This is a genomic window from Virgibacillus sp. (assembly GCF_013393565.1).
GTDB lineage: Bacteria > Bacillota > Bacilli > Bacillales > Amphibacillaceae > Virgibacillus > Virgibacillus dokdonensis.
On sequence record NZ_JABXHF010000006.1, the window covers coordinates 25,576 to 48,425 of the forward strand.

19 protein-coding genes and 1 riboswitch are annotated in these 22,850 nt (G+C 39.7%); of the genes, 15 read left to right on the plus strand and 4 right to left on the minus strand.

Features of this window, described 5'->3' with window-relative positions; translation table 11 throughout:
- The first annotated feature begins 30 nt into the window (after positions 1-30).
- Complete coding sequence (locus tag HLX49_RS02375; protein WP_296360698.1) at positions 31-1,365, plus strand: NCS2 family permease; 1,335 nt, start codon at positions 31-33, stop codon at positions 1,363-1,365.
- A 176-nt stretch (positions 1,366-1,541) separates the two neighbouring features.
- Here the strand turns inward: HLX49_RS02375 and HLX49_RS02380 are convergent, their stop codons facing one another.
- From HLX49_RS02380 to msrA, 3 genes are all read right to left on the minus strand, one after another.
- On the minus strand, positions 1,542-3,218 hold the full coding sequence (locus HLX49_RS02380; RefSeq protein ID WP_296360699.1) for a methyl-accepting chemotaxis protein: 1,677 nt from the start codon (positions 3,216-3,218) through the stop codon (positions 1,542-1,544).
- 659 nt (positions 3,219-3,877) lie between these two features.
- Positions 3,878-5,050: an MFS transporter gene (locus tag HLX49_RS02385; protein ID WP_077702603.1), complete on the minus strand. Its 1,173-nt coding sequence runs from the start codon at positions 5,048-5,050 to the stop codon at positions 3,878-3,880.
- 868 nt (positions 5,051-5,918) lie between these two features.
- Entirely contained in the window at positions 5,919-6,443 is a 525-nt protein-coding gene (msrA, locus tag HLX49_RS02390; protein ID WP_296360700.1) for a peptide-methionine (S)-S-oxide reductase MsrA, read from the minus strand.
- Between the two features lie 95 nt (positions 6,444-6,538).
- On the opposite strand from msrA, the gene HLX49_RS02395 reads away from it, so the two are divergent.
- Complete coding sequence (locus HLX49_RS02395; protein WP_296360701.1) at positions 6,539-7,201, plus strand: MOSC domain-containing protein; 663 nt, start codon at positions 6,539-6,541, stop codon at positions 7,199-7,201.
- A 205-nt stretch (positions 7,202-7,406) separates the two neighbouring features.
- On the opposite strand, the gene HLX49_RS02400 is transcribed toward HLX49_RS02395, so the two are convergent.
- Positions 7,407-7,841: an Hsp20/alpha crystallin family protein gene (locus HLX49_RS02400; protein ID WP_077702606.1), complete on the minus strand. Its 435-nt coding sequence runs from the start codon at positions 7,839-7,841 to the stop codon at positions 7,407-7,409.
- Between the two features lie 567 nt (positions 7,842-8,408).
- Between HLX49_RS02400 and HLX49_RS02405 the strand changes: the two genes are divergently transcribed.
- From HLX49_RS02405 to purD, 13 genes are all read left to right on the plus strand, one after another.
- The gene (locus tag HLX49_RS02405; RefSeq protein ID WP_101934259.1) at positions 8,409-9,023 is read left to right on the plus strand and encodes a DUF2179 domain-containing protein; all 615 of its coding nucleotides are present in this window, start codon (positions 8,409-8,411) and stop codon (positions 9,021-9,023) included.
- A gap of 117 nt (positions 9,024-9,140) precedes the next feature.
- Positions 9,141-9,241: riboswitch (purine riboswitch) on the plus strand.
- 282 nt (positions 9,242-9,523) lie between these two features.
- Positions 9,524-10,009, plus strand: a complete 486-nt coding sequence (purE, locus tag HLX49_RS02410; RefSeq protein ID WP_101933468.1) for a 5-(carboxyamino)imidazole ribonucleotide mutase — start codon at positions 9,524-9,526, stop codon at positions 10,007-10,009.
- Positions 9,996-11,123, plus strand: coding sequence for a 5-(carboxyamino)imidazole ribonucleotide synthase (gene purK, locus HLX49_RS02415; protein ID WP_296360702.1), 1,128 nt, complete (start codon positions 9,996-9,998; stop codon positions 11,121-11,123). Before purE ends, purK begins: the two co-directional genes overlap by 14 nt.
- The gene (purB, locus tag HLX49_RS02420; RefSeq protein WP_296360703.1) at positions 11,124-12,419 is read left to right on the plus strand and encodes an adenylosuccinate lyase; all 1,296 of its coding nucleotides are present in this window, start codon (positions 11,124-11,126) and stop codon (positions 12,417-12,419) included. It begins immediately after the preceding gene.
- A 10-nt stretch (positions 12,420-12,429) separates the two neighbouring features.
- A complete protein-coding gene (gene purC, locus HLX49_RS02425; RefSeq protein WP_296360704.1) occupies positions 12,430-13,143 on the plus strand; it encodes a phosphoribosylaminoimidazolesuccinocarboxamide synthase in 714 nt (237 codons plus the stop codon).
- The gene (gene purS, locus HLX49_RS02430) at positions 13,140-13,391 is read left to right on the plus strand and encodes a phosphoribosylformylglycinamidine synthase subunit PurS (protein ID WP_077702611.1); all 252 of its coding nucleotides are present in this window, start codon (positions 13,140-13,142) and stop codon (positions 13,389-13,391) included. The genes purC and purS overlap by 4 nt, the downstream gene beginning before the upstream one ends.
- Entirely contained in the window at positions 13,388-14,071 is a 684-nt protein-coding gene (gene purQ, locus HLX49_RS02435) for a phosphoribosylformylglycinamidine synthase subunit PurQ (RefSeq protein ID WP_296360705.1), read from the plus strand. Before purS ends, purQ begins: the two co-directional genes overlap by 4 nt.
- Positions 14,055-16,283, plus strand: a complete 2,229-nt coding sequence (gene purL / locus HLX49_RS02440) for a phosphoribosylformylglycinamidine synthase subunit PurL (RefSeq protein WP_296360706.1) — start codon at positions 14,055-14,057, stop codon at positions 16,281-16,283. Before purQ ends, purL begins: the two co-directional genes overlap by 17 nt.
- Positions 16,259-17,671, plus strand: a complete 1,413-nt coding sequence (purF, locus tag HLX49_RS02445) for an amidophosphoribosyltransferase (protein ID WP_296360707.1) — start codon at positions 16,259-16,261, stop codon at positions 17,669-17,671. The genes purL and purF overlap by 25 nt, the downstream gene beginning before the upstream one ends.
- Positions 17,672-17,796: 125 nt before the next feature.
- Positions 17,797-18,813 carry a phosphoribosylformylglycinamidine cyclo-ligase gene (gene purM / locus HLX49_RS02450; RefSeq protein ID WP_101933474.1) on the plus strand — a complete coding sequence of 339 codons (1,017 nt, stop codon included), beginning with the start codon at positions 17,797-17,799 and terminating at the stop codon, positions 18,811-18,813.
- The gene (gene purN / locus HLX49_RS02455) at positions 18,810-19,385 is read left to right on the plus strand and encodes a phosphoribosylglycinamide formyltransferase (protein ID WP_101933475.1); all 576 of its coding nucleotides are present in this window, start codon (positions 18,810-18,812) and stop codon (positions 19,383-19,385) included. Before purM ends, purN begins: the two co-directional genes overlap by 4 nt.
- A complete protein-coding gene (gene purH, locus HLX49_RS02460) occupies positions 19,382-20,914 on the plus strand; it encodes a bifunctional phosphoribosylaminoimidazolecarboxamide formyltransferase/IMP cyclohydrolase (RefSeq protein WP_296360708.1) in 1,533 nt (510 codons plus the stop codon). The genes purN and purH overlap by 4 nt, the downstream gene beginning before the upstream one ends.
- A 23-nt stretch (positions 20,915-20,937) precedes the next feature.
- Positions 20,938-22,179 (plus strand): phosphoribosylamine--glycine ligase, encoded by a 1,242-nt coding sequence (gene purD, locus HLX49_RS02465; protein ID WP_296360709.1) that lies wholly within the window; start codon positions 20,938-20,940, stop codon positions 22,177-22,179.
- Positions 22,180-22,850: the final 671 nt, after the last annotated feature.

Consider the following 22,850-nt stretch of genomic DNA (forward strand, 5'->3'; position numbering starts at 1 on the left):
ACGAGCATACAAAATGAGAGGGGAAACATCATGAAAAAGTATTTTAGGTTTGAAGAACTTGGGACGAATTACCGTACTGAGTTTATGGCGGGGTTAACAACCTTTCTAGCAATGGCTTATATTTTATTCGTTAATCCGTCCACATTAGCATTAGTCGGCATTGAAAATCTGCCTAATGGAGTGACTCGTATGGATCAGGACGCTGTATTTGCTGCAACAGCAATTGCTGCAGCGATTGGTTCCTTATTTATGGGTCTGATTGCAAAATATCCGATTGCACTAGCACCGGGGATGGGATTAAATGCATTTTTTGCTTATACAGTAGTATTAGGATATGGCATACCTTGGGAAACAGCCCTAAGTGGCGTATTGGCTTCCGGACTTATTTTTATTGTGTTAACACTAACTGGGCTACGTGAAAAAATTATTAATGCTATTCCAGCTAATTTAAAAATGGCTGTAGGTGCAGGGATTGGCTTTTTCATCGCTTTTATTGGCTTCCAAAACTCTGGTATCATTGTAGCCAATGAAGCGACATTACTTGGGTTAGGTGATTTAACTTCACCAACCGTACTTTTAGCTGTTTTTGGCTTAGTGATATCGATTATTTTAATGACGGTTGGCATTCGTGGTGGTATTTTTTACGGAATGATTATTACTGCTATCGTCGGAATGGTTGTTGGTTTAATTACCCCGCCATCAGGCGTGGATGGGATTGTAAGCAATGTTCCTAGCTTGGCACCGACCTTTGGACAAGCGTTTGTGAATTTTGGTGATATTTTTACATTGCAAATGCTGGTCGTTATTTTAACGTTCTTATTTGTTGATTTCTTTGATACGGCAGGCACATTAGTTGCCGTTGCGAACCAAGCAGGGCTTATGAAGGATAATAAGCTACCACGGGCTGGGAAAGCCTTGTTTGCTGACTCGGCAGCTACAGTAGCGGGTGCAACACTAGGTACCTCGACAACGACAGCTTATGTGGAATCAACGGCTGGAGTTGGAGCTGGTGGACGAACTGGGTTTACAGCAGTTGTTACGGCTATGTTTTTTTTACTTGCACTATTCTTTTCTCCGTTATTAAGTGTCATAACAGCAGAAGTAACGGCCCCTGCATTAATCATCGTTGGTGTATTAATGTCTTCTGCTTTAAAGAATATTGAATGGGATCAATTTGAAATTGCTGTTCCGGCATTTTTGATTGTCATTGCGATGCCACTGACATATAGTATCGCGACAGGAATTGCCATTGGATTTATCTTCTATCCGATTACGATGCTGTTAAAAGGGCGAGCTAAAGAAGTTCACCCGGTTATGTATTTCTTGTTTGTGATATTTGTATTATATTTTATTTTCTTAAGTTAGAAGAAAGCATAGAAAGCCTTTCCTAAGTGGAGAGGCTTTTTTTAATCCTATAGGAAACGAACATAGTCGCACTGAATGTTCCATTATCTATGATGTCTAAGTTAAGTGTGTTTTGCAGGCAACAAAGTCACCAATTTTTTCGAGCGAGAAAGCTTACACCTAAAAGAATGGAAGCGTCAAATTGCTTGTTCTAGCTGTGTTAAAAGACGTAAGACTTCATCGGAAGCAGTAGCAAGTTGCTTGAAATAGCTTTTTGCTTCTGTGCGTTCTCCTTGTTCATAGCTTTGAACGGCTAACTTTGCATAATGATGTACTAGGCGATGTGGCTCTTCCAACTGCTGAAAGATAGAATTTTCTTTAAGATAAGACGGTAAATTTCCATAATACCACTCACCGAGCCGGCATGCTTTATGCGAAGCGACTTGGTTAGAATCAATTTCTTCTAAATCAAGTAGCATGTTATATACACGCCATTTCCAAAGCAAATGATCGGTTTTTGCTGCTTTTAATATATCTTTTGCGTGAAAACGAATACTATCAAAAAATGTCAGGCGATATGCATCCATCTGTTTGCTTAACTCTAAAATGATTTTGGCTGTTTCTTTTGCGACATCTTGAGTTGCATTCCCCATGTCAAACATAGCCGCGTTTCGATCAGCAATTTCGGTTACTGCTGATGTTTGTTCTTCTGTCATCGCCGCAATTTGTGAGGTGGAACCGTTAATGGCCTGTATAGCTGCTATGATATGCTCCAGTTCTTGCTCGCCAGCTTGTGATTCTGACACTGTAAGTTGCATACGTGTTTCGGTGTTATCCATTTCAGTTGTAACATCGCTAGCTACTTGTTGTAGTGACTCCATATTTTGCTTAATTTGTATTGTTTGTTCTTTTGTATGTTCTGCCAGTTTGCGAACTTCTTGAGCGACGACGGAAAAACCTTTCCCATGTTCACCTGCGCGTGCAGCTTCGATACTTGCATTTAAAGCGAGTAAGCTTGTTTGCTCCGTAATATCTTCAATGACATTTACAAAAGAATGGGTTTGCTTTATTTCTTCATTTAAACTTCTTATTTGTGAGGCGACCTCTTTATAAACCTCGCCCATTTGGTTCATATCTTCAAGTGCTCCATGGATTACTTGTTTACTTTTATTTACAGAAACAACAGCTTCATCTGTCTCTTCAGCCACCTTTGTAGCATGTTCAGCTACTTCGTTAACAGAAGCACTGACTTCTTCAGTAGCAGATGTTACATTGTGGCTCTCTTCGACAATGCTTTCCATTTGGTTAATTAATTGCTCTGTTGAATCTAACATCGTCACACCATGAAGTAACTCTGAAATTTGACCTAGAAAGGATTTAAATGTTTCTTCGATATGTGCTTGTACGATAAGTTGCTGATCGAAGGCAGTCAATTTTTGTATAGCGAGCGACAATAGTATCGTTTGTTTTTGTTTGCGGCGTGGTTGTTCTAGTAATAAGGAAATGATGTGATGAGTAAGTAAATGGTGGACAACAATGTATTGTTCCACAGTTATATGTAACTGACTGAGTTGTTTACCTATTTCTATACGAGAGCGTACGTAATTATCATCCACTGTTGCTTTTAATAGCTCTTCTACATACTCTGCAACAATGGTTTCTAATTGTTGCTGTGATATGGATTGTTTATTTTGGTCTGTAATAGATTCAAGATAATTGTAAACGACAGAAATACATTCTTGCTTATGTGATGATAGGATGGGTGCGGCTTGTCTTACTAAATCTAGTGTCTCTTCTGTTATTCCCATTAGCTTTTTATGTATAGCGCTGTTTTCCAGCTGTTTCGCTTTATTCGGTATCGTTTTTGTATGCAAAGCTGTTTCCTCCTATTGGTAATGAAAATTTTGCTCACGTTTACGTTTAGTTAGCCTCAATAAATTATTTTTTGCATTATAGGAAAGTATAAATTTTTTAGACTTTATAGTATAAGAAAAACGAAGGACATCGCTAAGTTTTTCAAATGGATATAATAAAACACGCTTGCGAATAAATTGTTTTCCCTTGTGAACTAACTGATTATCTAGCTTCTATCTATTAATTTTAGAATCCATTTCTTTTACGCGGAAACGTTACTGAAAGAGAACTGGTAAGCGGTAACAAATTGTGAAAAAGGTTTCTATAAATTGGAATATCAACCCGTGGGTATTTTTCCCCCTCGTTCCTGATACCTATTGAGTATGTTCTAAAGGCTTTTCAAAGTAGGTGTTATCTTCCATTTAGAGTAATATTCTGGCAACATGTAGGTCTTAACAAAAATAATAGTTCTTATTACCTGAAATGTCAATAAAAAATAGACATTTAGAACTAGTAAAAATAAATAGGGTGGCGCCTAATAATGAAAAAAGATTGCCATACTTGTTGGGGGAAGTGTGACAATCTTTTTTGCAATATAGCAAGGATAAAGTTTAAAGGTTTATCGTATAAGAAAAACGATAGCTTTCCTCATAGGTACTTGGGGATAAGCCAAGTTTTTCTAAGCTTTGTCATGTATATACGTTTCTTTTCCGTATGGAAGCAAGTGGTAAATTGTAATTAAAATGGTACCAATAAAAGCAATGACTCCCATGAAATTGTATAAGGCATTCCCGCCAAAGGAATCAATCATGGCACCTCCAATTAAGGAACCAATAATCCCCGATACACCAAAGAATGTTGCAAAGAAAACAAGATGTCCAGTTGATTGTAATATTTTAGGAACAAGTCGTGATATATAATTAAACGAAGCTAAATAGAACGTACCAAAAGTTAAACCGTGCAAGAACTGTAAACTAATAATATACCAAGGGTTATCTGCTGCTCCATAAATAAACCAGCGAATACTATATAAAATCCCAGCAATAATAACGAACACGAGCGGGTGATACTTTCTGAACCAGTATCCAGCAGTAGCGAATACAAGAGCCTCCGTAAGCACACCGACAAACCAAGCCACTCCAACTAAACCTTCACTTCCACCTAGTTGCTCAATATACAAACCAATAAAACTATCATTTGCTCGGTGCGTCACACTTAAAAACATGATGAAGAAAAGAAAAATAAGAAAAGGTTTACTCTTAATGAGCAAACTGACATCCCTTAATTTTACAGGCTCTGACGTTACGTTAACGTCCACTAGCTTAAAACTAACAATAAATGCCAATACCCCGAAAAATAAGTAAGGAATAATCATATACTGAATGCCGGCTCTTGTAAGGATTTCTCCAATAACAAGCGAAGAAGTAGCAAAACCAATCGATCCCCATAAACGTATCGTTCCGAATGAAACGCCAAGATCATGGGCTCTTCGTTGTGCAAGACTATCTCCTAATGCGCCAATAGGAGTTACGAAAAAATAAAATACAGCTCCAACAATTAGTATTGGTAGTAGTGTATTCATTTGAAAAAAGATCACACTCATGACTAGTAAGCCGATGAGACAGACTTGAATAACACGTTTTACCGTTTTGTATTTATCACTCATATATCCCCAAAACGGTTGCGCTACAATAGAGGCTAAAGGACCAACTGCTAGTACATAACCAATTTCTGTACCATCCAAGCCTTTGTATTTCAAGTACAAGGGTAAATAACTAAGAATAATCGTATTCGTAGCATGGAAAGCAAATAATAACATTTTTAAAGGTGTTAACGATGATTGATTAGACAAATATCTCTCTCCTAACTTTAGAAAGACTTGGCTTGTCGCCAAGTCTTATGGCGACATAAACCAAAAAAATCATATACTTTTCTAACAGTGTAAATAAAGTAAAGCATTATCCAGTAGCAGTTTACGCTCAATTACCTATTACTAGAGGGAAAACAGAAAAAACGTAATGCTACGTGTGATGACCTATCACGTAGTCAAGTGAAGGAGAGGCTTATCTCCTCACTGTTTGATTTGCGCTATAACTAATTATCGATCATCGGTATTTATTAATTGATATTCAAGTTGTTTTATAGCAAAACTTTCTTGCTCTCGTCTAGGAAATTATAAAATTTAGCAGCTGTGGATAAACTAACTAAGTTATTTAGCCACGTCCGGCTCCAGCGCCCAGCAACTAGGCGACTTCACGAAATCGCCCTACGATAAGTCATCATCGGTTCGTGTTTAAGAGGAAGGCCGACTAAAAACGGGCTTGCCGGAGGGCACCGGCATACTCCTGTTGCAGGAGCATGATTCCTAAAACTTTCGTTGATTCGTTCCACTCGCTACGTTGCTAAACGGGCGCCCCGAGCCTTTGCTCTTACCCTATCAGGAAAAATGCGCTAAACATTCTATAGTGTAAAAAACCGACAGCAATTTTTTTTCTAGTAGGGTTCCAGAGGTATATGACAAGCGAATGAATGAAATGCCATACAAATAGAACTTCCAAAAATGATATAGAAAACAGGGAAGTTAACGTTGATTACTGGCTTAGCAGTATGTTAGATCGAGTGGGTGATCACGCATGTGTAAAAATGATGAAGTACTACTAAAATGTGCTGCTGTTATCGTGTGAATAGTAGGACATGTCGCATCTGTTTGTCGGTCGTCCTTATCTCCACACTTGTTTAATAAACGCATCCCTACCAGATTTGGCACGATCTTCTTCGTAGGTATCTGTATTTTTTTGATAAAAGTTTTGGTGGTATGCTTCAGCTGGATAAAAAGTCGTAGCTGGCAAAATTTGCGTAACAATCGGTTTAGAAAATCTTCCGCTTTCTTCAAGTTGTAATTTTGAGGACTCTGCCTCTTTTTTTTGGTCTTCATTATGGTAAAATACAGCAGTTCGATAGGAGTCGCCTCGATCATGGAATTGCCCGCCGTCATCCGTAGGGTCAATTTGCTGCCAATATATGTTCAAGATGGTTTCATAGGATAAAACATCCGGATCGTAAGTAATTTCAACTGCTTCATAGTGCCCGGTTTTGCCTTGTTTTACTTCTTCATATGTTGGGTTTTCCATATGCCCACCTGTATATCCAGAAATAACACTGTCTACTCCATCCCATTGGTCAAATGGCTTTACCATACACCAAAAGCATCCGCCAGCAAAGGTTGCTCGTTGTTTTTTCTTCATGAAAGAATCCCTCGCTTTTCATAAGGAAGTTTGCAAGTTAGTTTATTTTTATTAGAATAAAGATACTATAACATATTTTGCTAGTAGGTGACAGAATGGCAGAACCATATATTCATAAATTATTTCATAGAAAAAAACTAGATCAGCAAAATCAAGAAGGAAAGGAGTCTATGGCTTATGTAAATGAAGAGGTGAAAGGTTCTATTTATGTAACAGAACAAGGATTAACGTTGGAGAAAGATGCAGACAAAGCATTGTTTGTTTACCCGTGGAAACATTATTATGATTGGGCTGACGTCTATGAATTAGACACGATGCAAATAGGAGATATTGGAGAAAATCTATCTGTCTTAGAAATGGATGAGTACGCTGTGTCCCTTGGGGATACCTTTCAATTAGGGGAGGCGATCGTTCAAGTTAGCCAACCTTATTTACCATCTTGGAAGTTAGCTAGGCGTTTGCAAATAGATGATTTTGCATTACAAATGCAACAAAGTGGTCGTACAGGGTGGTATTTTCGCATTCTTCAAGCAGGGAATATACAAGCAGAACAAGATATGGAATTAATCGATCGCCCTTACCCGCAATGGTCGATTGCTGCATGCAATGAGGCAATGCACAAGTTTAAAGAAGATTTACGCTTAGCAGACGATTTATTACAGTGTGACGTGCTAGGAAAAACATGGGAAAATATGCTAAAAAAACGATTGCGGGGCATTCCGTTACGAACTAAAAGGCGTCTATTTGGCCCTGAATAAGTCTTGGCGGTGTTTCGTTTACAGCTTAGAAAGCTTAGCTCTTCGTGGCAGGAAAACGCATCGCTTTTCTTATCCGATCGTATAGTGTAAAGAAGCTGAATTTTAATGTTAATGCGTTCATTTAAGGGCTATGTTTCTATAAAATTGCGAATCAGTGGGGGATGCACTCCGCACTGATTCGCAGTTCCTTCCGTATTTCGTACATTTAGGAATCTTCCAATACATGAACATGAACGCGATTTTTTCTGCTTGTTTCGGAAATAAGGCGATGCAATTGGATATAGACAAGTCCATTTTTGTAAGTTGCTTTTATTTTATCGGAGCGAACAGGAAAGGGAAGTGCTATTTTTCTTTCAAATACGCCATGTAGTATTTCTTCTTTAACTACTGTTCCGTAAGAATGGTCAATATCAATGGAACCTTTTAATTCCAATGTAGTATAGTCTACATATACATCGAGCTTATCCAAATCACTTATTCCGGGAACACTTGCAATACAAAATAATTCATGGTCGGTTTGATAGATGTTTATTTGTGGTATTGTAGGTTTTATAAGACCTTCAAACTCGTTCCAAAAACTATCACCGAAAAAATGATCCATGTTCTTTTTCCAATCGGACATTTGCTGAAAAGGATCCATACACTTATCACCTCGTTTTATCCTGGCCATCTACGTATGTAATGGATAGCCAACTATTTTTAGCGGATATAAGGTGCTGTAAGACTTTTGCTTCAAGAAATGGAAGGTATAACAAATCGCAATGGGAAAAACAGCACCTACATCTTCCATTCATTAGAGGCGCCTTTAGGTCATCCCCGTAGGTGCCTAACAACCTGTGGGGATATGGGAGGAAACCACACCCTCACGGATGGAAGATTCGCTTTATTTGTTACTAAATGAGTAGTAAGGGACAGTTTGCAGCCTCAAAAATCTTAGGTTCAAGTCACTACATGATAGCCTATGCTGTCGTTAGTTCGATGTGCATGTCATGTTTGTAAAATACGCATGAAAAGAAAAATATTTCATAAATATGAGAAATGAGGTAAGCTTAAAGAGTGAGTTGAAAAAGGGTTGATGAGTTGATATGTATACTGTTGTCAATGGATTAGTCTCATTGGCTTCAAGCGAACAGATGAAACCATACGTGTATTTAAATCATCGAACTTTGAAACATCCTCTTAAATCAAGGTATGGGAGGGCTTGATGTTGTTAAGTAATGCCATCGTAATGGTCGTTATTATTTTAGTTATTAATATCGTATACGTATCCTTATCTACTGTACGCATGATTTTAACGTTAAAAGGAAGGCGTTACATTGCTGCCTTCGTTAGTATGTTTGAAATTGTTATTTATGTACTTGGTCTCGGGCTTGTACTAGATAACTTAAATGAAATTCAAAATTTAATTGCTTATGCCATTGGTTTTGGAATTGGTGTTATCTGTGGTTCCATAATTGAAGAAAAGCTAGCGCTAGGATATATTACCGTCAATGTGATTTCATCAAATCCAGATATCGCGTTTACGAAACAACTACGGGATAAAGGGTATGGTGTGACAAGTTGGTTTGCTTACGGGATGGAAGGTGATCGTTTATCTATGCAAATCTTAACCCCTCGTAAGTATGAGTTGAAACTCTATGAAACCATTAAACAAATTGATCCGAAAGCGTTTATCATTGCTTATGAACCGAAGCAAATACATGGCGGATTTTGGGTGAAACAAGTGCGAAAAGGTCGGTTAATGAATCCGAAAAAACGTACGGAAGAAGAGAGAAAACACCAGCAGGTAAAAGCAGATGACCAAGGAGAATTACACAAATAAAGCAAAGAATAATGTATAATCGTAAAATAATGGTAAAAACCGAACGTTATTTTTGTTTTAATAAGTAATGTTCGTTATTTTATTGACAGTAAGACAATATATTGTTATTCTTAAATCGACAATAAAACAACGGAACCTCATATAAAACTGAGAATATGGCTCAGAAGTCTCTACCCAGCACCGTAAATGACTGGACTATGAGGGAAGTAGGATCGTGCTATGCTTAACGAAGGCACGTCTGTTTCCATATATATTGAAACAGATTTATTCTCTTCTCTTATAACTATGAGAGTAGAAATAAATCTGTTTTTTGTTTTACATTATAGGGGAGTATACACTCTCTAACGTTTTGCAGGATAACAAAAATGGTTGCTGTCGATAAAGACTTGGTAACGGTTTTTAGGAAATTAGTTGACGCAAAGATCATTACATGTAATTGGTTTATGTTATTTATTCAAGGAATTATCGCATAAGAAATTAGAAACAAGGTGGTTGAAATCATGATAGGGGTAATTATGGGCAGTATTTCTGATTGGGAAACGATGAAGCATGCTTGTGATGTATTAGATCAACTGCAACTTCCATATGAAAAGGAAATTATGTCCGCTCATAGGACACCAGACGATATGTTTACTTATGCCAAGTCAGCTAGGGAGCGAGGGATCAAAGTAATTATTGCTGGTGCTGGGGGTGCAGCTCATTTACCAGGAATGGTAGCATCACAAACGAATTTGCCTGTCATCGGAGTTCCGGTTCAGAGCAAAGCGTTACAAGGGCTTGATTCGCTTTTATCGATTGTACAAATGCCAGGTGGTGTTCCGACAGCAACGGTTGCGATTGGAAAAGCTGGAGCGAAAAATGCAGGGATACTTGCAGCACAAATGATAGGTGCGTTTGATGACAAAGTAGCTAATAGATTGGAAGATTTTCGCAATGATATGAAGCAGGCTGTTGCAGAAATGAGGGATGAACTTGCAAAAAAATAACCTTATCTTACCTCCAAAAACGATTGGAATTATTGGTGGCGGACAACTTGGTCGCATGATGGCGTTAGCAGCTAAATATATGGGATATCGTATTGCAGTGCTTGACCCAACTGCTGATTGTCCGACAGCGCAGGTTGCTGATCATTCGATTGTTGCCCACTATGACGATATGGATGCAATCAAAGAATTAGCGAATGTATCGGATGTTGTTACGTACGAGTTTGAAAATGTGAATTTACAAGCGGCGGCATTTTTAGAACAACAAGATAAGCTCCCACAAGGCGCTTATGCCTTAGAAGTGACGCAAAATCGTGAAAAAGAAAAAACAGTGATGCGCGAGCTTGATTTACCAGTAGCTGATTTTGTTATTGTGAGAAATGGGGGGGAATGTTTACGAGCGTTACAAGATGTTTCCTTTCCTGCAGTGATTAAAACGTGTAGTGGGGGATATGATGGCAAAGGTCAGTTAAAAATAGAGGATGAATCAGACATTGATACAGCTTGTCAGTTTGCTGATAAGCACCGACATTGTATTATGGAGCAGTGGGTACGTTTTGATAAAGAGATATCCGTCATTTTTACACGTTCGCAGGCTGGGGAAATTACTTTTTTCCCTATTGCAGAAAATGAACATCGTCAGCATATTTTACACCAGACGTCTGTACCAGCTACGGTTTCGACAGAAGTAGAGAAGCTTGCGATCCAGGCGGTAGAAAAGCTGGCGCATCATATGCATATTGTTGGAACCTTTGCGGTGGAACTATTTGTCCAAGGTGACTCTATTTATATGAACGAATTGGCACCACGACCACATAATTCGGGACATTATACGATAGAAGCATGCAATGTTTCCCAATTTATGCAACATATTCGTGCCATTTGTGGAATGTCGTTACTAGAAGTAAACCTTCTACAATCTGCTATCATGGTCAATGTTTTAGGGCAAGATCTAGGGCATGTTATGCAGTGCTTACCGAAAGCAACAGCAGGCTTTGTTCATTTGTATGGAAAAGAAGCAGCGAAACCCCAAAGGAAAATGGGGCATATTACTTTTACTAGCGATACGCTAGAGAACGTACACCAGCAGATGAAGACATTTTGGGAGGCAAAATAGATGATAGAACGTTATACAAGAGAAGAAATGGGAGCTATTTGGACGGAAGAAAATAAATTTAAAGCATGGTTAGAAGTCGAACTATTAGCGTGTGAAGCATGGAGTGAATTAGGTGTAATCCCAAAACAGGATGTGCAACAACTACGTGCGAAAGCGTCGTTTGATATGGACCGCATTTATGACATAGAACAAGAAACTCGCCACGACGTTGTTGCTTTTACAAGAGCAGTATCGGAAACATTAGGAACGGAGAAGAAATGGGTGCACTACGGCTTAACCTCTACCGACGTTGTTGATACGGCACTATCGTACTTAGTGAAGCAAGCAAATACGATTATTCGTCAAGATTTACATGCGTTTATTGAAATTTTGCAACAAAAAGCGATCGAACATAAACATACGGTTATGATGGGAAGAACGCACGGTGTTCATGCGGAGCCGACAACTTTTGGATTAAAACTGGCACTTTGGTATGAAGAAATGAAACGAAACTTGGACCGATTTGAAGCAGCGGCAACCTCCATCGAATTTGGTAAATTGTCTGGAGCTGTAGGTACATATGCGAATATTGATCCATATGTGGAACAGTATGTATGTAAGAAATTAGGTTTAACGCCTGCACCTGTGTCTACACAGACATTGCAGCGAGACCGTCATGCTGCTTATATCGCTACATTGGCTTTAATTGCTACATCCATTGAAAAGTTTGCAACAGAAATTCGTGGCTTACAAAAAACGGAAACACGAGAAGTAGAGGAGCGTTTTGCAAAAGGTCAAAAAGGTTCTTCAGCAATGCCGCATAAGCGAAACCCGATCGGTTCAGAAAATATGACTGGTATGGCAAGAGTGCTTCGTGGATATGTAACAACAGCTTATGAAAATGTTGCATTGTGGCATGAACGAGATATTTCCCACTCTTCTGCGGAAAGAGTTATTTTACCAGATGCGACCATTGCACTTAACTATATGCTCAATCGCTTTAGTACTATCGTAAAGAATTTAACTGTGTTCCCTGAAAACATGAAGCGTAACATCGACAAAACGCATGGCGTTATATTTTCACAGCGTGTATTACTTACTTTAATTGACAAAGGAATGAGTCGAGAAGCTGCTTACGATACAGTACAGCCAAAAGCGATGCAAGCATGGGAGACAGGAACACATTTTAAGCAGCTCGTTCAGGAAGACAAAACAATTACGGCGCATTTATCACAAGCTGAGATAGAGAATTGCTTTGATTATACGTACCATTTAAAGAATGTGGATCAAATTTTTGAAAAAATTGGCTTAGCGTGAGGTGGATAACATGAAGGGTGCCTTACTTTATGAAGGGAAGGCAAAGCAAGTATATGAAGCAAAAGATGCAGCTGGAAGGCTCATCCTTTCCTATAAAAATGACGCAACGGCATTTAATGGTGAAAAAAAATCAGTATTTCCAGGTAAAGGTCGCTTGAACAACGAAATAGCAGCACATATTTTCTCTATGCTACAGGATAAAGGAGTAAAGACACATTTCATCGAGCGTTTAAATGAAATAGAACAGCTCGTTTGGCAAACGGAAATTATTCCGCTTGAGGTTGTCGTTCGTAATGTTGCCGCTGGCAGCATTACGAAGTGCCTTGGGATTGAAGAAAAAACAGTCTTTGAACCGCCAATTGTGGAATTGTTTTATAAAGACGATGCGCTCGGTGATCCGTTAATTAATGATGAGCATGCATTACTCGTTGCGTCTATTACACAAGCTGAATTGCAGGAAATTAAAACAAAGGCACGAGCGATTAACAACCATTTGCAGCATATTTTTCAAGCTATTCGTATTCAATTAGTGGATTTCAAGTTAGAATTTGGCAGGCTCGCAAGTGGCTCCATCGTGCTTGCAGATGAAGTTTCCCCAGATACGTGTAGACTTTGGGATGTCGCAACATTTGAAAAATTGGATAAAGATGTCTTTCGTCAAGGAACGGGTGACCTGCTCGCTGTATATGAAGAAATATTAAACCGACTGGAGGAGCAAAAATGAAAAAAGTAAAGGTGCATATTACGCTTAAAGAAGGGGTGCTTGACCCACAAGGAAAAGCTATTCAACAATCTTTACATGCGTTAGGGTACGAAGAAGTAGAGGAAGCACGAGTGGGGAAAATGATTGAGCTACAAGTAGAGGAAGGACCTCATATAGAAGCTCGTATTAAAGAAATGTGCGATAAATTATTAGCTAATCCGGTCATTGAAAATTATCAAGTTACGATGGAGGAGGCTGTTCAGTCGTGAAATTTGCTGTCATCGCCTTTCCTGGTTCAAACTGCGATCGAGATATGTACAGGGCAGTAGCAAACGTTTTAGGAGCAGATGCTGATCTATTATGGTATGAAACTGCTAATCTAAATAACTATGATGCCATTCTTCTTCCTGGCGGCTTTTCTTATGGAGACTACTTGCGTACAGGCGCAATTGCAGCAACGTCAAATGTGATGCAACAAGTAAAAAAACACGCCGCAAAAGGTAGGCCTGTACTAGGTGTTTGTAACGGTTTCCAAATTTTAACGGAATCTGAGTTGCTTCCTGGGGCATTATTGCGCAATAAAAATCTTTCGTTTATGTGTCATCAAGAAGTGCTAATGGTAAAGAACAATCAAACGATGTTTACAACGGCATATAGTGAAGGAGAAACAATTCAATTACCCATTGCGCACGGGGAAGGAAATTATTACTGTGATGAAGCGACATTGCAAGAATTAATAGAACATAAGCAAATTGTGTTTACCTATCAAAATAATCCCAATGGCTCTATAGAGAATATTGCTGGAATTGTAAATAGAGAAGGGAATGTTCTTGGAATGATGCCGCACCCAGAGCGTGCTGTGGAACAATTGTTAGGCAGTGCGGATGGCTTACGTTTATTTCAGTCATTGATTCATAATTGGAGGGAAACTTATGTTGCAAACGCATGAAATAAGCCCAGAGCAAATTGAAAATGAAGCGCTTTATAAAGAAATGGGTTTAAATGATGAAGAATACCAGATGGTGAAGCATATTTTACAGCGCAGACCGAATTATACGGAAACAGGGATTTTTTCCGTCATGTGGTCCGAACATTGTAGCTATAAATCGTCTAAACCATTATTGAAAAAGTTCCCAACGAAAGCCCCGCATGTGTTGCAAGGTCCTGGCGAAGGGGCAGGGATTATTGATATTGGCGATGAGCAGGCTGTTGTTTTTAAAGTCGAAAGTCATAATCATCCGTCTGCAGTCGAACCGTATCAGGGTGCGGCAACAGGCGTTGGTGGCATTATTCGTGATGTCTTCTCTATGGGCGCACGTCCGATTGCTCTCTTGAATTCGCTGCGGTTTGGTCCATTAACAAATGAACGGACGAAATATTTATTTTCCGGTGTTGTTGACGGTATCGCAGGATATGGGAATTGTGTCGGTGTTCCAACAGTTGGTGGAGAAGTGCAGTTTGATGACTGTTATCAGGAGAACCCATTAGTAAATGCCATGTGTGTCGGTTTAATAAAGCATGACGATATTCAAAAAGGAATTGCCGCTGGTGTGGGGAATACGGTCCTTTATGCTGGAGCGCCAACAGGTCGGGATGGTATTCATGGTGCGACATTTGCCTCCGATGATTTGGCGGAGGATTCATTAAAAGATCGTCCTGCAGTACAAGTTGGCGATCCATTTATGGAAAAATTACTGATTGAAGCATGTTTAGAAGTAATCCAGTCAGATGCACTCGTAGGCATGCAAGATATGGGTGCTGCTGGTTTAACCTCTTCTGCTAGTGAAATGGCTAGTAAAGCTGGGACAGGTTTGGAGATGAATTTAGATCATGTACCACAAAGAGAAGCAAATATGACAGCGTATGAACTAATGCTTTCTGAATCACAAGAACGGATGTTGCTCGTGGTTAAAAAAGGACGTGAACAAGAAATTATCGAAGTATTCAAAAAGTATAGCTTGCAGGCAGTAGCAGTTGGTGAAGTCATTGAGGAAAAGACCTTTCGTATTTTCCAACATGGCAAAATGATGGCTGATATTCCAGTTGACGCATTAGCAGAAGAAGCTCCAGTGTATCATTTACCTGCTAAAGAAGCTGCTTATTTCCAAGCTTTTCAACAAATGAAGCAAGAAGTGCCAGTTGTTGAAGATCATGCACAGATGTTCAAGCAACTGTTACAGCAACCGACGATCGCTTCTAAAGAATGGGTTTACGATCAGTATGATTCTATGGTGCAAACAAATACAGTCGTTACGCCAGGTTCTGATGCAGCGGTAGTGCGTATTCAAGGTACGAATAAATCATTAGCAATGACAACGGATTGTAATTCTCGATACATTTACTTAGATCCTGAAACAGGTGGAAAAATTGCCGTTGCAGAAGCGGCTCGCAACATTATTTGTTCAGGTGCTAAGCCACTCGGGTTAACAGATGGATTGAACTTTGGCAACCCAACGAATCCTGAAGTGTTTTGGCAAATGGAAAAAAGCGTGGAAGGCATGGTAGCTGCTTGTGAAACGTTAGCTACGCCTGTAATTAGTGGAAATGTATCCTTGTATAACCAGTCAGGCGGAAAGGCGATTTTTCCGACTCCTGTGGTAGGGATGGTTGGGCTACATGAATCACTGGATCATATTACGTCGAGCTTCTTTCAACAAGCAGGAGATCGTATTTATGTTATTGGAGAAACGGCGTGCGATTTTGGGGGTAGTGAGCTACAGCGACTTATGCAAGGAAAGTATGCAGGAAAAGCACCGCAAATAAACTTAGACGTCGAGAAAAAACGGCAAGATCAGCTATTAACAGCAATCCAACAAGGGGTCGTATCATCAGCACATGACGTTGCTGAAGGTGGTTTGGCGGTTGCTTTAGCGGAAAGCCTGTTTGCTGAGCATACATTGGGGGCAACTGTACAGTTATCTGGTGACCCGACAGTGATGTTATTTAGTGAAACACAGTCTCGATTTCTTGTAACTGTTCCAGAAAACAAACAAGAAAATTTTGTGAATATCGTGGAAGATGCCGTTGAGATTGGGAAAGTTACAACGGATAAGCAGCTTACGATTTCTATCAATGAGCAGGAATATGTGTCTGAATCTGTTGCTTTATTACAAGCACAATGGAAAGGAGCCATTCCATGCATGCTGAAGACAAAGGCATAAGGGAAGAATGCGGCGTGTTCGGTATCTGGGGGCATGAAAAAGCGGCAGAACTGACGTATTACGGGTTACATTCCATGCAACATCGTGGTCAAGAAGGTGCTGGTATCGTTGTCAGTGATGGACAGCAATTAAAAGTGCATAAAGATGTCGGATTAGTGAATGATGTTTTTAAGCATGCAGATTTTTCAATGTTACAAGGTGATGTAGCGATTGGACATGTCCGTTATTCGACACAAGGTGCTAAAACGGTAGAGAATGTGCAACCCTTATTGTTCCATTCCCAAAAAGGGAGTATGGCGCTTGCGCATAATGGCAATCTAATGAATGCCTATGCTTTGCGAGCAGAATTAGAAGAAGAAGGAAGCATATTGCAAACTTCATCCGATACAGAAGTATTGGCACATTTAATCAAACGTAATGGGAACCAAGTCTCGGAGGTTTCCATTACAGAAGCATTAAATCAAGTCAAAGGTGCCTATGCCTATTTAATTTTGACGGAAAAGCAACTGTTTGTTGCGCTAGACCCGCACGGCATTCGTCCATTATCGATTGGTAGATTAGGAGATGCCTATGTCGTTGCTTCGGAAACGTGTGCGTTTGGGCAGATTGGCGCCACATTTGAACGGGAAGTATTACCAGGTGAGCTCATTACGATTGACGATCATGGTCTCACGTCGACACGATTTGCTATGCGAGAACAACGAAAAATGTGTGCCATGGAATATGTGTATCTATCCCGACCAGATAGCGATGTAAATTTAGTAAATGTGCATGCGTCAAGGAAAAACATGGGCCGGGAGCTTGCCAAAGAAGCTCCGGCAGATGCAGATATCGTTGTTGGCGTGCCTGACTCTAGTACATCAGCTGCGATTGGTTACGCTGAAGAGAGTGGACTTCCATATGAGGTGGGGATTATTAAAAACCGTTATGTTGGTAGAACCTTTATTCAACCTTCCCAAGAATTACGAGAGCAAGGGGTGAAGCTCAAGCTATCCCCCGTTCGAAGCATCATTGAAGGAAAGCGAGTCGTTATGATTGATGATTCCATTGTCCGTGGCACAACGAGTAAACGGATTGTTCATATGTTAAAAGAAGCTGGTGCAAAAGAAGTGCATGTGCGAATTGCTTCCCCGTCTATTCAACATCCTTGCTACTACGGGATTGACATGTCGACAAGAAAAGAGTTAATTGCAGCGAATTATGAACAAGATAAAATAAGAGAAATCATTGGCGGAGATAGTCTAGCGTATTTGTCAGAGGCAGGTATGGAAAAAGCAATATTAAAAGATAAGACGATCCATCAAGGCGTTTGTACAGCGTGTATGACTGGTAAATATCCGCTCTCCATGGAAGCGGACAAACAAGTGTCTCCTTTTATTTCCCTATAAAAAAGTATAAGTTTAAAGGTTTATAGGCTAAGAAAAACGATAGCCTCCGCCATGAAATAATTAAGGTTAGAGTGAAGGCTTATGCAGCATTAACTTTAGATGATAGAGAAGGAGAAGTGACCATAGTGGCAAATGTATATAAACAAGCTGGTGTAGACGTTGAGAAAGGCTATGAAGCTGTGGAACGAATGAAAAAGCATATCCAGCGAACGAAAAAAAAGGAAGTGCTAGCTGAAATTGGAGCATTTGCCGGCCTGTTTGATCTTTCGGGCTTTTCTTACGAACAACCAGTACTTGTATCAGGAACAGATGGAGTAGGTACAAAATTGAAGCTCGCGTTTGCCATGGATCAGCATCATACCATCGGAATTGATGTTGTGGCGATGTGCGTCAATGATATTGTTGCTCAAGGGGCAAAACCACTCTTTTTTCTCGATTATATTGCTTGTGGAAAAAATGATCCGAAGCAAATGGAACAAATTGTAGCTGGGATTGCAGAAGGTTGTGTTCAGGCAGATGCAGCTTTAATCGGTGGAGAGACAGCTGAAATGCCAGGGATGTATCAAGCTGGTGAATATGATTTAGCTGGCTTTACCGTTGGCATTGCCGAGAAAAAAGAACTCATTACGGGAGAAAACATCCAATCCGGAGACGCTATTATTGGATTGCTATCAAGTGGTATACATTCTAATGGCTATTCGCTCGTGCGTAAATTAACGGCCGATTTAGCTTTTGATCAATCTTATAGTTTAAGTGAACCTCTAGGAGAAGCATTACTTACGCCAACACGTATTTATGCGAAGTCGATACAAAGTGTTTTAAAAACAGGGTATATAAAAGGTGTAGCTCATATTACAGGTGGAGGTTTTTACGAAAACTTCCCACGCATGGTACCAGAAAATCTAGGAGTGGATATTGATACTAAGGCGTGGGACATACCAGAAATTTTTCCGTTTTTACAACAACAAGGAAAGATTGCGACAGAGGAAATGTTCGGTGTGTTTAATATGGGAATTGGGATGGCAATCGTAGTTGCAAAACAGCATGTGTCAGAAGTTATGGATCACTTAGAAACTGCAGGGGAGAAGGCATCTATTATTGGTTCGGTGATGGAACAAAAAGGAGTGCACATACGTTTATGAGTCGGGTGAAAGCAGCGGTATTTGCTTCAGGGACAGGAAGCAATTTTCAAGCCATGCTTGACGAAAGTGACTTGGCTTGTGAGATCATTTTATTAATCTGTGACAGACCTGAGGCAGCCGTCATAGAAAAAGCAAGGCAACATCAAATTCCTGTCTATCAGTTCGACCCGAAGCAATATGCCACGAAAGAAGCATATGAAAGAGAATTGGTGACTGTATTAAAAAAAGCGCGTGTCCAGTGGATTTTTTTAGCAGGATATATGCGTATTGTAGGTTCCTATTTACTACATGCGTATCAAGGTAAAATCGTGAATATCCACCCTTCGTTGTTGCCCGATTTCCCTGGGAAAGATGCGATTACGCAAGCTTTTGCAGCGAAAGTGGATAAAACAGGGGTAACCATTCATTTTATCGATGAAGGTATTGATACAGGACCGATCATCGCTCAACAAACAGTCGATATGTATCCAGATGATACGATTCGTTCATTAACAAAACGCATCCAGCAAGTCGAGCATAAGCTATATCCAAAAATAATTAAACAATTAGTACAAAATGAGGGAGAACTATGAAAAAACGAGCATTAATAAGTGTATATGACAAAGAAGGAATTACATCGTTTGCAAATGAATTAGTCCAGGCAGGATATGAGATTATTTCAACAGGTGGAACGCTCCATATATTACAAGCAGCTCATATTCCAGCAACTGCTGTGGAAGATATAACTGCTTTTCCAGAAATATTAGATGGTCGGGTTAAAACATTGCACCCAAACATTCATGGTGGATTACTCGCAAAACGGGGGAACAAAGCACATCTGAAAGAGCTTGAAGTGAATGCTATTACGCCAATTGATCTTGTTGTTGTTAACCTTTACCCCTTTAAGGAGACGGTAACGAACAAAGCAGCTTCTCATGAGGAAATCATTGAAAATATTGATATTGGTGGTCCTTCGATGTTGCGAGCAGCGGCTAAAAACTATCAGGCGGTAACCGTGGTTGTTGATCCAACCGATTACGAAAGCGTACTCCAAGCATTGCAAACTGGTGAAGTTACGTTAGAACAACGTCAGCAGTTAGCTGCGAAAGTATTCCAACATACAGCAGCATATGATGCACTTATTGCCTCTTACTTTACAGAAAGCACTGGAGAAGCATTTCCAGATCATTATACGATTACATATGAAAAGGTACAGACGCTACGTTATGGAGAAAATCCACATCAAGCAGCCGCTTTTTATAAGCAACCGGTTACGAAACAGCAAGGATTGGCTACAAGTGAACAATTGCATGGGAAGGAGCTTTCCTATAACAACATCCAAGATGCGAATGCGGCTTTAGAGATTTTGGCAGATTACAACGCACCTACAGCTGTCGCGGTAAAACATATGAACCCATGTGGAATTGGGACAGCAGATACGCTTGCAAAAGCATTTGCACATGCGTATGCGGCAGATCCTGTTTCCATATTTGGGGGAATTGTTGCTTGCAATCAAATAGTGGATAAGGAGACGGCGCTGCAGTTAAGCGACATCTTTTTAGAAATTGTAATCGCACCAGGCTTTACAGAAGAAGCACTGCGAATATTAACTGAAAAGAAAAATATTCGTCTTATGAAATTGCCTCGACAAGTAAATAAAGTAATCGAAAACAAATATACATCGGTTGTTGGTGGTATGTTAATTCAAACGAAAGATGAGGAACAAATTACAGCCTCCGATGTTACTGTTGCTACGAAACGAGAGCCCACGGAAAAAGAGAAGGAGCAATTACTCTTTGCGTGGAAGGCAGTCAAACATGTGAAATCCAATGCGATTGTGTTGGCAAAAGAGAATCGAACGGTCGGTATTGGTGCAGGACAAATGAATCGAGTTGGCGCTGCAAACATTGCTATTGAGCAAGCGAAAGAGCATGCAGTAGGAGCAGTTATGGCTTCGGATGCATTTTTCCCTATGCCAGACACAGTGGAAGCCGCTGCGAAAGCAGGAATTACTGCTATTATTCAGCCAGGCGGTTCTAAGCGCGATCAAGATTCCATTGATGTTTGTAACCAATATGGGATTGCAATGATTTTTACGGGCATACGTCATTTCAAACATTAATTTAGAGAGGAGCTTTTCGTTTCATGAACATTCTAGTCATTGGTCGTGGTGGTAGAGAGCATAGTATTGTAATGAAATTAAGAGAAAGTGGACAGGTTACTCAATTATATGTAGCTCCAGGAAATGGCGGGATGGTAGAGCAAGCTACTTGTGTCTCTATTGATGAAATGGATACCCAAGGGTTAATCGATTTTGCTAAGGAAAAGGCAATTGATTTAACGATTGTCGGCCCCGAAAATCCATTAAATAAAGGCATTGCGAACGCTTTTCAAAGAGAAGGGTTACGTATCTTTGCTCCAACACAAGAAGCTGCTATCCTTGAAGGAAGCAAGCAATTTGCGAAACAATTTATGGACAAGTATCATATACCAACTGCTGTTCACGAAACATTTACAGATGTGGATAAAGCAAAAGCATATATTGAATTAAAAGGAGTGCCTATTGTCATTAAAGCGGACGGGCTTGCTGCTGGTAAGGGAGTTGTTGTAGCTGAAACGAAACAAGCTGCATTTGCCGCTGTAGAAGAAATGTTAGTCGAAAAAACATTTGCCGATGCAGGGACAACCATTGTTATTGAAGAATTTTTACAAGGAAAAGAATTCTCCTTAATGGCTTTTGTTTATAACGACCAAGTGTATCCGATGGTTCCTGCTCGTGATCATAAACGCGCATTTGATTTTGATCAAGGACCGAATACTGGCGGAATGGGTGCTTTTGCGCCAGTGCCAGACGTAACACAAGCAGACTTGGACTATACGTATAAACATGTTTTACAGCCTACAGTGAACGGACTTATAGAAGAAGGAAGGCCATTTATCGGTGTGCTTTATGCAGGACTCATGAAAACGGAAACTGGCCTAAAAGTGATTGAATTTAACACTCGATTCGGTGATCCAGAAACACAAGTTGTTTTGCCATTGTTAAAAAATGATTTAGCACAAGTATGTGTAGATGTAATAGACGGTATTGATCCGAAGCTTGAATGGGAGCAAAAAGCTTGTGTCGGTGTCGTCGTAGCTGCTAGTGGTTATCCAAATGAGTATGAAAAAGGAATAGACATTCCCGCATTGCCAGCTACGGCTGCGGAGATTGTCCATGCAGGCACAAAACAAATTGGTGAACGGATGGTGACAAATGGTGGTCGTATTTTAGTATCGGCAGCTGTAGCGGATACCCTTGATGAAGCGGCTTCGTTTGCTTATGAGCCTCTCCAAGTGTTCAAAGATAGAGATGAATTCTTTTATCGAACGGACATTGCAAAATAAATGCGTGCCTATAACTTGCTAATCATGTTGAAAAAGGCTCCACACATCGTAAATGATGGTGGAGCCTTTTCCTTTTTCTTTTCACTATAGGAAAGGTAAGATTCATTATTTTATAGTATAAGCAAAACGACGAGTGTTTTTCATCAGAAAGACTTTGGGTATTCTTTCTGCGCTTTATGCCTAATGCTATTTTATTACAACACTTAAATAATAATGAACGTTTACAAAATTGAAACAATATAGCATGTGAAAATATGGTAAAATGAAGTGCAGTTAACCATCTTTGTGTAAGGTGAGACGTTCGTCAGTTAAAGACGTACGTATCTGTCAAAAATTTAGAAGTAGTTATTTAAGCTAACATCAACCGAAAGTAAGGCGTTATCAATGAATCATGGTATTTTTTTCCTTTTTACTTGTTCCTATACTAGATACATGTTAATGTACAAGAAAGCGTGTGTCCTTTTTTTATACTATAGAAAAGCAAAGGCTTTCGCCAAGACGTAGCGATAAGCCAAGTTGTTCTAATCGTATAAGCAAAAAGAAGACTTTTACTTTGAAGATGGAACGACAAGCCAAGGTTTTTTGAAAAATCTTATCTTCATGCAGAAAGTTCAAACACTTAAATAACTTATTGATTTACAACAGATGAAATTATACTGCCTGGTGTTTAA

What these genes read in the sequence shown, in the direction of transcription:
- purC (WP_296360704.1), top strand. Translation starts at nt 12,430, where the DNA reads ATGAAGGGTGCCTTACTTTATGAAGGGAAGGCAAAGCAAGTATATGAA.
- purN (WP_101933475.1), top strand. Translation starts at nt 18,810, where the DNA reads ATGAGTCGGGTGAAAGCAGCGGTATTTGCTTCAGGGACAGGAAGCAAT.
- HLX49_RS02375 (WP_296360698.1), top strand. Translation starts at nt 31, where the DNA reads ATGAAAAAGTATTTTAGGTTTGAAGAACTTGGGACGAATTACCGTACT.
- HLX49_RS02395 (WP_296360701.1), top strand. Translation starts at nt 6,539, where the DNA reads ATGGCAGAACCATATATTCATAAATTATTTCATAGAAAAAAACTAGAT.
- purD (WP_296360709.1), top strand. Translation starts at nt 20,938, where the DNA reads ATGAACATTCTAGTCATTGGTCGTGGTGGTAGAGAGCATAGTATTGTA.
- purL (WP_296360706.1), top strand. Translation starts at nt 14,055, where the DNA reads ATGTTGCAAACGCATGAAATAAGCCCAGAGCAAATTGAAAATGAAGCG.
- msrA (WP_296360700.1), bottom strand. Translation starts at nt 6,443, where the DNA reads ATGAAGAAAAAACAACGAGCAACCTTTGCTGGCGGATGCTTTTGGTGT.
- purH (WP_296360708.1), top strand. Translation starts at nt 19,382, where the DNA reads ATGAAAAAACGAGCATTAATAAGTGTATATGACAAAGAAGGAATTACA.
- purE (WP_101933468.1), top strand. Translation starts at nt 9,524, where the DNA reads ATGATAGGGGTAATTATGGGCAGTATTTCTGATTGGGAAACGATGAAG.
- purB (WP_296360703.1), top strand. Translation starts at nt 11,124, where the DNA reads ATGATAGAACGTTATACAAGAGAAGAAATGGGAGCTATTTGGACGGAA.
- purS (WP_077702611.1), top strand. Translation starts at nt 13,140, where the DNA reads ATGAAAAAAGTAAAGGTGCATATTACGCTTAAAGAAGGGGTGCTTGAC.
- HLX49_RS02400 (WP_077702606.1), bottom strand. Translation starts at nt 7,841, where the DNA reads ATGGATCCTTTTCAGCAAATGTCCGATTGGAAAAAGAACATGGATCAT.
- purF (WP_296360707.1), top strand. Translation starts at nt 16,259, where the DNA reads ATGCATGCTGAAGACAAAGGCATAAGGGAAGAATGCGGCGTGTTCGGT.